This is a genomic window from bacterium (assembly GCA_035528375.1).
GTDB lineage: Bacteria > RBG-13-66-14 > RBG-13-66-14 > RBG-13-66-14 > RBG-13-66-14 > RBG-13-66-14.
This window is the reverse complement of the sequence record DATKYS010000141.1, coordinates 1-10,065: the sequence shown is the minus strand read 5'-3', so window position 1 is coordinate 10,065 and position 10,065 is coordinate 1. Positions and strand designations below refer to the sequence as shown.

Sequence of the window (10,065 nt, the reverse complement as noted above, 5' to 3'; positions counted from 1 at the left end):
AGGGAGAGGGGGTAGCTGCACCCCCCTCCCTGGCCCGTAAGCGCGCTTCCCCCCAGAGGGGAGAGGGGACACGCCCCGACCCTCACCCCGGCCCGTACAGTTACCCCTCCCCGCCGGGGAGGGCCAGACCGGCGAAAATCGCCCGCAGCCAGCGCCCCAAATCCCCCGCCATCGCCCCCGACCGCCCCAAAACCTCCCCGTGACCCCCGTCCTCCCGGGCGGCGTAGTTGGTCACCGCCGAGAGCCCCAGGACTTTCAGGCCCAGCCGCCGCGCCACGATCGCCTCGGGCGTGGTGGACATACCGACCACGTCGCCCCCCAACCGGCGGTAGGCCTCGGCCTCGGCGGGCGTCTCGAAGCTCGGCCCGGCCACCCCCACGTACACCCCCTCGGCGACCTCCAGCTCCAGCTCCCGCGCCCGCACCAGGGCCAGGGCGCGAAGTCCTGAGTCGTAGGCCCCGGTCATGGGCGTGAAGACCGCCTCACCGCGCAGGGGGTTTTCGCCCGCGAGGTGCAGGTGGTCCCGGATGACGAGGAAGGAGCCGGGCTTGATCTCGGTCCGCAGGCTCCCCGCGGCGTTGGTCAGGACGACGGTCGGAGCCCCGAGCCCCGCCGCCAGGCGCACCGGCAGCGTCACGGCGTCCAGGTCGTGGCCCTCGTAGTGGTGGAACCGGCCGCAAAACGCGAGCACCGGGACACCGGAGAGAACGCCCGACACCAGGCGGCCGGGGTGACCCTCGACCCGCGCCGCGGGAAAGCCCGGAATCTCGGCGTAGGGGAGGGCGATGGTTTCCGCCAAAACCTCCGCCGCCGCCGAGAGTCCCGAACCGAGCACCAGCGCCGCCCGTGGCGCGAACGGCATCTTTTTTCTCAAAAAAGCCAGGGCCTCTCCGATTCGGTCCATGCGCCCTCCGGGAAACGGACGCCCGTATTTTAACCCTTTTTCACCCCGTTGACTAACCGCCGCGCCGGGGGGTAACATGGATGCGTTCCATCCTGCCGGGCGTCGAGTGCCGGGCACTCGACCGGGGAAGGCGGTGCAATTCCGCCGCGGTCGCGCCACTGTGAACGGCGAGGGGTGGTCGGAGGCCACTGGGAAAAATTCCCGGGAAGGCGTCCGCCCCGCGGGAGAAACCGAGATTCCCGAAGCCGTGAGCCAGGATACCCGGTCCCGGTCTAAAACCCCCTTCGCGTAAAAGGAGGCAGCCGTGACCACCCGCATCCTGCCCTGAAAGAGCCGTCCGCCCCGGATGACTTCCGGCGCCGGGCGGCTCTTCATACCTCATCCCCTTTTTAAAAAACGGTCAAACACACGGAGGTTTTCCCGTGCGGAAAATCGCACCCGTTCTCTGCGTTCTGTTTTTAATCGCCCCGGCGGGCGCCGACGTCGGCCTGGTCATCATCCGGGAAATCCAGCCCGTCTCCGGGACGGACTGGCTCGTCCTGGAGGGGGACGACATTTTGGCGTCGGAGGCGACCACGCTGGGCGAACTTCTGGCCGATATTCCCGGAGTGTGGGTCAACGACTCGGGGACGCCGGGCGGTCTCGTCACCGCCTCCATCCGGGGGTCGGCGGCCAATCAGGTCCTCGTCCTGGTGGACGGCATCCCGATCAACCAGGCCACCACCGGGGTGGCCGACCTCTCGAGCCTGCCCCTGTCGGAGTTCGAGCGGATCGAAATCCGTCGGGGAGTGGCCAGCAGCCATTACGGCGGCGGCGCCGTGGGCGGCGTGGTGAACCTGGTGACCAGGACCGGAGTGGAGGCGAACGGCGAGTTCACCCTCGGCCTGGGCTCGGCGGGCGAGCGGCGCTACTCCCTCGCCCTGGGGAGCGGCTTCGGCTCGGAGCTGACCCTCTCGGCACGCGGCTGGCTGGCGGAGCACGACGGCTGGCGCGACAACTCCGCCGTGGAGGAGAAGGGCTTCCGCGTCGCGGCGTCCCTCGCCCTGCGCGGGCACACCCTCCGGGCCGACTACACCCTGTGGACCAAGGACCAGGGGCTGCCCGGGCCGCTTCCCCCCGAGGGGACCGTCCCCGAATTCGGCTCGGACGACACGACCAGCCTCTACGACGACCAGACCGACACCGTCCAGGGCGTCACATTCAACTACCACGGCCGCATCGGCGAGGTCACTCTGCACGCGGATCTGGGCTGGCGGGACTCCGGGCTCGATTACTTCACCCGCTACCGGTCGTACTACGCCACCCAGGACGCATACGCCTACCGGACGACCGACTACTACGGCTCGGTCTGGAGCCGGTTCAGCCTCTTCGAGCCCGTCGAGTTCGAGGCGGGGGCGGACTACCGGACGAGCCTCCTCGAAGCCAAGACGGACTCCACCATCTGGAGCGGCGGGTCGGATTTTCCCGACGACCCCGGCGTCACGACCACGACGGAGTGGAGCCCCGAGGTGGACGACCTGGGCGGCTGGCTGGAGGCCCGGGCGGAGCTGGGGCTGATTTCGGCGGACGCGGGCGTCCGGGCGGATTCCCATAAAACCTTCGGGACGCGCCTGACCGGGGACGTGGGCCTCGACGCGGCCCTGGAAACGCTCCGGCTGCGCCTGTCCGGCGGGACCGCCTTCCGTCCGCCCACCCTGAACGACCTCTACTGGCCCACCGGCGGCAACCCCGACCTGCGGCCCGAGGAGGCCTGGGAGGCGGGTGTGGGCTTCGACTGGGAGCCGCCCGACATGCCGGCCGTTTCCGGGAACATCTTCTACCGCGAAACCTCGGACCTGATTTCCTGGCAGCCCGACGAGACCGGCCTCTGGTGGACCCCCGAGAACGTGGACTCCCAGACGGTCCTCGGCGCGGACGTGGAGGTCGTCTTCGGGCCCGTCAGCGCGGGCTACACCTTCACCGACGCCACCCAGCGCCGGAGCGAGGTGGTCTTCTCCGATTGGATGACCGGCGAGACGCGCACGGCGACGGTGGAACGCCGGGCCGCCTTCCTCCCCGTGCACCAGCTCACGTTGGCCTACGACGCCGGCGTGGTGAAGCTCACGGCCCGCTGGACCGGCGACCGCGCGGCTTACTACCCCGACTACTCGGACTCGCCCCGGGTGACCATGACACAGAAGGTCATCCCATCGGTGTGGAGCTTCGACGCGCGGGCGGAGTACGCGTTGGCGCATGGTTTCCGCTTCTTCGCCGCCCTGGAGAACCTGACGGACGCGGACGCGCCGGCGGCCTTCGGCAACACGGCGGATGACAGGGATTACCCGCGGGCTCCGCGCCGTTTCACCCTGGGCGCCGAGATGCTGTTCTAGGGTCGCCCGGCCGCGGCGCGTGACCGGCAGATCGCGATGATGTAGGGCGGCCCCGTGGGACGAGTCCTCTGCGGGCCGCCGCTTCCGATTGCGATGACGTAGGGGCGGACCTTCAGGTCCGCCCGCGGGCGACCGTGGAGGACTCGTCCTACCGGTCGCCCCTACGGGTTAAATTCGCCGTGTGGACGTAGGGGCGGGTGTCCACACACGCCCGCCGAATCACACCCAACCAACCCAGGGGCAACCGCTACCTATACCGGCCGCCCGCGTAACCGGCCAGCAACCGCCCGAGCTGCTCGGCCGTCAGCGACCGCCCGGCGGCCTCACCCCCGAGCCACCCGGCGTAAAGGTCGTCCGCCTCCGCCGGTGTCAGCTCGCCCTCCTGGACGCGCCCGGCGAGGGCGACCAACTTGTCCGTACCCGCCGCGACCAGGCCCTTCAGCTCGGCCTGAATCTCCGGCGTGGGCTCCTTCCCGGCGAGAACGTCGGCCAGGGTGACGACGGGCGCCTCGGGTTTTTCCTCCGTGGCGGACCCGCCCCCGCCGCCGCAGCCCACTAACAAGAGGAGCAGCAGAGGCGCGAATTTACAGAAAACCGTGCTCGGCGAGGAAATCACGGTCCACCCCCTTACGCGACCCGATGAGCCCCTCGAGGTAGCGGGCCAGCACGTCCACCTCCAGGTTCAGCTCCCACCCCGGCGGCAGGCCGCCCAGCGTCGTGGTTTTCCCCGTGTGCGGGATGAGGCCCACGGTGAACAGTCGGCCCTCGATCCCGATGATGGTTAGACTTACGCCGTCCAGGGCCACGGAGCCCTTGGGGACGAGGAAGCGGTCGAGAGAGCCGTCCGCGAGCTCGAGCGCCATGATTCCGTCGGGCCTCCGCTCCACCAGCCGCGCCGGGCCGTCCACGTGCCCCAGCACCAGGTGCCCGTCCAGGGCGTCGCCCAGCCTGAGGGGGGATTCCAGGTTCACCGGGGAGCCCGGAACGAGCCGCCCCAGGTTGGTCTTCTCGAGGGTCTCCGCCATCGCCTCGGCGGCGAACCCGCCGCCGGACACCTCCACCGCCGTCAGGCAGGCGCCGTTCACCGCCACCGAGCCGCCCGTCTTCAGGCCGCCCGCGGTGCGCGGGGCCTCGATTTCCAGGCGCGCCACCCGGCCCGCTTTCAGCCGGACCAGGGCGCCCATCTCGCTGATGATGCCGGTGAACATCAGGGGTAGAGCTTCAGGCCCACGATTGCGCCCCAGAGGGCGGCCCAGAGGAGCATCCAGAGGTAGTCCAGCTTGTAGGCGCCCTTGAAGCTGCCGTCCTCGTCGGTGGGCCTGCGCGCGAGCCAGACGAGGAGCGCCGCCGGGGCCACCGCCGCCAGGAAAAACCACGGGCTTAGCTGGAAGCCCAGCTCCACGCCCGAGAAGGCCACGAGGCCCCCGAAGAGGTAGCTGTTGCGGTAGTAATCGGAGAAAACCTCGCGCGTGAAGGGCTTGCGGAAGGTTTTGTTGACGAAATTGATGAGAATCATCCCCATGTAGGCCGAAAGGAGCAGGCCCGAGAGGAGGTTGACCAGATAGTCGTCCTTCCACAGGACGTCCAGCCAGGCGGGGAACCAGTCCACCGGTGCGAGTCCCCCGAAGAGCCAGGCGAGGCCGGCCAGGGTGGCGAGGTGGAAGAGCTGGTCCCCCAGGAAGGCCCACAGGTTCTGCTTCTTGATTTTATCGAAGAATCCGTGGACCACCTGCAACAGCACCACGGCGACGAAGAACCAGGTGTCGTGGAGGTAGGGCAGGCAGAGGACCAGGGTGGTCAGCAGGTGGAAGCCGGCGTGGACGAATACGCCCCAGCGCTTTTTGTACCGCAGCCGGAAGAGCCAGTCGAACTGCAGGACGTAGTCGCTGATGAGGAAGGCGAGGAGCAGGCGGTAGAAGAGGAAGATGTTCATCGGCTGGACCCTTTTTTAAAGCCCTCGTTCGCTGTAATAAAATCCGCTCCCGTCACCCCGTTTGATGAATCGGATAGTAACGCCGCCGCAATTGTACCAGCAAAACCGCGGGAACCGCACCCGCCTACGGGGTCGAGTCGAGCCACGCGCGGAGCTCCCGTCGTCCCCCAAAAAGCGCCTCGGGCTCCCCACACCGCTCGACCCGGGGGCCGGCGGCGTCGGCCTCAATCGAACCGGCACCCGACCCCCCCCGGCGACGTGTCGTCGCCCCCGTAAAGCCCCTCCCCCGGAACCCGCACCGACCGAGTGGGCCCCTACTTGAAGAGCATGGTGTGGATCGGCTGCCAGTCGTCGCCGGGGTCGAAGGCGGCCAGCTCCCGGCACAGGCTCGCGTAGTAGGCGGTGGGGCCGTCCTGGGGGAAACGGGCGACCAGCCGCTCGAACTGCTCGAACGCGGCCCCGAACTCCCGCCCCGCCCAAAGCTCCAGCCCACGGTCGAACCCGGACAGGAGCTCCTCGACCTCCGGCTTGGGCGTGCCGATACCTAGCAGCTCGTAGCAGACCACCGGCTCGGTCTTGCCCATGACGCGGAAGCTCCCCAGGCTGCGCAGGACGAAGCGGTCCACCAGCCGCTTGCGGGTGAACTCGGAGCAGATCACCTGGGTGCTGAAGACCTTGTTCAGGGGCTCCAGACGGGCGCCCAGGTTCACGTTGTCCCCCATCACCGTGTAATCGAAGCGCGTGTGGGAGCCCATGTTCCCGACCACCATAGGGCCGGAGTTGATGCCGATGCGCATGGACATGTGCGGCAGGCCCTGGGGCTTCCACCCCGCGTTGAGCTCCCCGAGCTTGGCGAGCATTTCCAGGGCGGTGTGGCAGGCGGCGTCGGCGTGGTGCTCCACGGGCACCGGCGCCCCGAAGATGCCCATCACCGCGTCGCCGATGAACTTGTCCACCGTCCCCCGGTTGTCCAGGATGATGTCCGCCATGGGGGTCAGGTAGTCGTTCATCAGGTGTACCAGGTCCGTCGGCTCCATCTGCTCGGAGATGCGCGTGAAGCCCTTGACGTCGGTGAAGATGACGGTGAGGTCCAGCTTATCGCCCCCCAGCCTCAACAGGTCGGGGTTGTCTATCATCTGCTCCACCACGGCGGGCGAGACGTAGTGCTGGAAGGTGTCCTTTATCTTGCGCTTGGCCCGCTGCTCGGTGACGTAGTTGAAGCCGACGACGGTGACCAGGGCCAACAGGATGCCCGAGCCGGGCCGGACTATCTCCAGCCATAGGCCGTGGGCGGAGAATATCCAGAAGGCGCCGAAGATGTAGCCGCCCAGGAGGACCAGGGACAAGGGGATCGCCACCCACCACCGCAGGTAGGCCACCAGGAAGCCCACCCCCAGGGTGAGGAGGATGAAAATCCCCAGGGCCGGGCCCGGGTCCAGGCGCTCGAGGTAGTCGTCCCCGAGCATGTTGGCGATGGCGGTGGCGTGGATCTCGAGCCCCGGGTGCGTGTTGGAGAAGGGGCTGGAGATGAAGTCGAAGAGGCCCTCGGCGGTGCCGCCGATGAGGACGACCTTGCCGTGGAAGTTGTCGTAGGCCTGGACGGCTTTCTGCTCGGGGGACATGTCGCCGCGCACGGCCAGGTACTCGATGTCGGTGAAGGAGTAGTAGTTGAAGGTCCCGTCGGGACCCTGCCCCGGCGGGCCGAGGTAGTTGACCAAAAGCTCGGCCTGGGGGGTGGTGGGGATGATTTTTGAATCGCCCAGAAGGACGCCCACGTCGGGGTCGAAGCCGATTTCGTCCAGGGGGACGCCCAGGGCCTGCGCCACCGCCGCCAGGGAGAGGCTCGGGAAGACGAGGACCTCCCCGGCCCGGGGGCCCTCGGCGGAGATCAAAAGCGGCACCCGCCAGATTATCTCGTCGTAGGGGGGCATCTTGGTGTGCCCCAGCATGCGGGCGGCTTCGGACAGCTCGGGGATGGGCGGCAACCAGCCGGCGAAGTAGTGGAGGTTCCGCGCCACCTCGGCCGGGAGCTTCAGGGCGCGCGCGATGAAGGGGTTGCCGGAGACATCGCGCACCTGCTCCTCGGCGGAGAAGTCCACGGCGGAGATGCCCAGGATGACGTCCCCCGCCCGGGCCACGGACCCGGCGAAGACATCGTCCTCGGAATGGGAGGTCAGCCAGCCGGCGACCTCCTCCACCGAGCCCGCTCCCTCCAGGAACCTGCGGTTTATCCGGGGGTAGTCGGGGTTGCCCGCCGACTCGAAGAAGTGGATGTCGAAGACCAACGCCGCCGGCTCGGCCTTGGCCACCAGGTCCACCACCTGGGCGTAGTACTCCCGGGTCCAGTCGGGGTAGCGGCCCAGCCCCTCCTGGTCGGGGGGCAGGAGGCTGCGTTCGTCCACGTCTATGATGGCGATTCCGGGGACCTTGGCGCCGGGGTTCTCGGCGCCCTCGTAGCACTTGCCCCGGGCACGCACGCGGGCCCGCATCGTCGAGAGCTCGAAGTCCTCGAAGAAGGCGGTCAGATTCAAGAGGAAGGCCAGGACGACGGCCGCCGCCGCCACGGCGAGGGTCACCAGCGCCTTCCGCCCGGCCTTCTTGGACCCTTGAGCGCCCACCTCGCTCCTTTAATCGGGAGGTTTGATAATTTTAATCCCTCAGATGGTAGCACAACCGGGGCGCCCCTGTCCCCCGACAATCCCGGTGTGCTACACTAACCCGACGAGCCGAACCGATTGACTTTCCATGAGGAGGTTTTGGTGAAGAAGACCGCTATAATCCTGTGCCTGACGGCCGTAGCCGTCCTCGCCGTGCCCCAGGTATCCGCCTTCTACGACCCCGAGCTCGACGACTGGATCGTGTACGCGCTCGCCGATTCCGGCGGACTCTACATGCTGCACGGCGACAGTTTCGACAAGGTGACCCAGATGCCCGGCGGCGGGCCCTACGACGTGAGCGCCTTCTACGACCCCGAGGCCGACGACTGGATAGTCTACGCCGTCAACGACTCGGGCATGCTCCACCAGCTCCAGGGGGGCGAGTTCGTCGGCGTGGACCAGATTCCCGGCGGCGGGCCCTACGACGTGAGCGCCTTCTACGAGCCCGACCTGGACGACTGGATCGTGTACGCGTTCAACGCCGGGGGCGACCTGTACCGCCTGGCGGGCAACGTGTTCCAGCCGGTGGCCGAGCTGCCGTAACCCGGCGACCGGGAGAGATTTTCTGACGCTCGATGTAGGGCGGCCCCGTGGGATGCATCCCCTGCGGGCCGCCGCGTTCACCCTCTCCCCGTGGGGGAGGCTCGCCTACGGGCCGGGGAGGGGGGTGCAGCGGTCCCCTCTCCCCTCTGGGGAGAGGGCTAGGGTGAGGGGTAAAACGCGGCGGGGATAGGATTCCCCGCCCTACATTACATGTCGGTCGTCAACCTCGTAGGGGCCGACCGACGGCGCGCCGTTCAGGTCGGCCCGCGGCCCCCCTCTCCCTCCGGGAGCGGCGTGCCGACGGGGATGGGGGTGAGGGCTGCCGCATACCCCCTCCCCCCTATGGGGGGAGGGCGGGGGAGAGGGGCGGGCGGGTGTGGACACCCGCCCCTACGTCGTCGCAATCATCGAATAAAACGCGGCGGGGCGTAGACGTCACACCCTACATCTTTACGATGACCGCCTCGACGGGCAGCAGGGTTTCGCTTTCCGTCGTCAGGACGATCAGCACACCGTTGCCCACGCGCTCGATCTCGCACTCGATGAGCCCCGCATACGGGCTGACCACCTCTATGTCGCGTACGTGCGGCACGCGGTCCACGGCGACGCCGGCGGGACGACCCGCCTTGACTCCCACGACCAGGCGGCCGTCGTAGAGGAAGGCGGTCGTCTGCTCGAAAGCGTTCATCAGGTAGGCGGGAATCGTCAGCCCGTCTCCGCTTCGGTCGTATCCGATCCTCTCGCTATTGACCCTGAACCAGACCAGAGCGGTGTAAATCGGGCGCACCGCCGTCCGCACCTGCATCTTTGCGTATTCCAGGTGGAACTCCCGGCTGGCGGACAGCTCGTCCCCATAGCGATAAGCAGGTTCGGAGCCCACGTGAAAGACGATGAGGTCGGGAGCCCTTTTCAGGACGTAAGCGGTATCGCCGAGCTCATGCCCGATGTAACCCTCACCCATATCTTCGGGTTTGTGACGCGGCAGATAGTAGTCGTTGAGGCCGAGCATATCCAGACAGGGCAGCTCCGACCAGTACGGAAGACAACCGGCGACCGTCACGGCTAGCAGGGGACGTTGCTCGGAAAAAGCCTCCCTGAGGGTGACGCCCAACGCCCTTCCATCCCACTCCCAACGCTCCTCGACGGCTCTCTCGCTCTGCGGGTTATCGAACTGAAGGAGAAAGGTGAGAACCACGATGACGGCCATGCCCGCGAGGAGGACGCCCCGCTTCAGGATTCCGCCGTCCAGCTTTTCCCACGCCAGGGCCGTCCCCTCGGCGAGGGCGTAGCTCATAACCACGATGACGGGGATGAAATGCCGAAAGGCGGGGAAAACGTCTCCCCCTATCACGATCACGTAGCCCAGCCACAGCAGCGTCAGCATCGCCAGGGGGAGGAAGCGCTCCCGGCTCCTGGGGTGGAACGCCCCGACGCCGAGGAAGGTCAGCGCGATGAACGACGCGGGAGACAGTGCGAGTATACCTTCCCCCACGTATTCGAATCCGCCGATAAGATGGTGCAGGGAGGGCGAGTATTTGACCAGGGCCGAGTTCGGCACCCATTCACCGTAGTATGCCAGCCGGAAGATGAGCTGACCGCCGTAGAGCAGGACCGGTATCGAGGCGACGATGAACGCGAAGGACCACGACCAGCGACGCT

Annotated in this window: 8 protein-coding genes and 1 riboswitch; of the genes, 2 read left to right on the top strand and 6 right to left on the bottom strand. The window is 67.7% G+C overall.

The features are described 5' to 3' along the window. Nucleotides 1–100: 100 nt before the first annotated feature. Nucleotides 101–904: a purine-nucleoside phosphorylase gene (locus tag VM054_11950; protein HUT99771.1), complete on the bottom strand. Its 804-nt coding sequence runs from the start codon at nucleotides 902–904 to the stop codon at nucleotides 101–103. 80 nt (nucleotides 905–984) lie between these two features. Then, a riboswitch (cobalamin riboswitch) is annotated at nucleotides 985–1,190 on the top strand. A gap of 136 nt (nucleotides 1,191–1,326) precedes the next feature. Between VM054_11950 and VM054_11945 the strand changes: the two genes are divergently transcribed. Next, entirely contained in the window at nucleotides 1,327–3,273 is a 1,947-nt protein-coding gene (locus VM054_11945; protein HUT99770.1) for a TonB-dependent receptor, read from the top strand. Between the two features lie 247 nt (nucleotides 3,274–3,520). Here VM054_11945 and VM054_11940 read toward each other — a convergent pair whose 3' ends face one another. The 4 genes from VM054_11940 to VM054_11925 form a co-directional block, all read right to left on the bottom strand. Next, nucleotides 3,521–3,889 carry a hypothetical protein gene (locus tag VM054_11940; protein ID HUT99769.1) on the bottom strand — a complete coding sequence of 123 codons (369 nt, stop codon included), beginning with the start codon at nucleotides 3,887–3,889 and terminating at the stop codon, nucleotides 3,521–3,523. Further along, on the bottom strand, nucleotides 3,858–4,481 hold the full coding sequence (locus VM054_11935; protein ID HUT99768.1) for a riboflavin synthase: 624 nt from the start codon (nucleotides 4,479–4,481) through the stop codon (nucleotides 3,858–3,860). The genes VM054_11940 and VM054_11935 overlap by 32 nt, the downstream gene beginning before the upstream one ends. Next, the gene (locus VM054_11930; protein HUT99767.1) at nucleotides 4,481–5,206 is read right to left on the bottom strand and encodes a DUF3307 domain-containing protein; all 726 of its coding nucleotides are present in this window, start codon (nucleotides 5,204–5,206) and stop codon (nucleotides 4,481–4,483) included. The genes VM054_11935 and VM054_11930 overlap by 1 nt, the downstream gene beginning before the upstream one ends. Before the next feature lie 314 nt (nucleotides 5,207–5,520). Continuing rightward, on the bottom strand, nucleotides 5,521–7,824 hold the full coding sequence (locus VM054_11925) for an adenylate/guanylate cyclase domain-containing protein (GenBank protein ID HUT99766.1): 2,304 nt from the start codon (nucleotides 7,822–7,824) through the stop codon (nucleotides 5,521–5,523). Between the two features lie 141 nt (nucleotides 7,825–7,965). Between VM054_11925 and VM054_11920 the strand changes: the two genes are divergently transcribed. Beyond that, nucleotides 7,966–8,406: a hypothetical protein gene (locus VM054_11920; GenBank protein ID HUT99765.1), complete on the top strand. Its 441-nt coding sequence runs from the start codon at nucleotides 7,966–7,968 to the stop codon at nucleotides 8,404–8,406. 442 nt (nucleotides 8,407–8,848) lie between these two features. On the opposite strand, the gene VM054_11915 is transcribed toward VM054_11920, so the two are convergent. Then, the coding region (locus VM054_11915) for a hypothetical protein (GenBank protein HUT99764.1) at nucleotides 8,849–10,065 on the bottom strand (1,217 nt) is incomplete at its 5' end.

Excerpts from the sequence above, each read along its gene's own strand:
- VM054_11930 (HUT99767.1), bottom strand. The coding sequence starts at position 5,206 with ATGAACATCTTCCTCTTCTACCGCCTGCTCCTCGCCTTCCTCATCAGC.
- VM054_11935 (HUT99768.1), bottom strand. The coding sequence starts at position 4,481 with ATGTTCACCGGCATCATCAGCGAGATGGGCGCCCTGGTCCGGCTGAAA.
- VM054_11950 (HUT99771.1), bottom strand. The coding sequence starts at position 904 with ATGGACCGAATCGGAGAGGCCCTGGCTTTTTTGAGAAAAAAGATGCCG.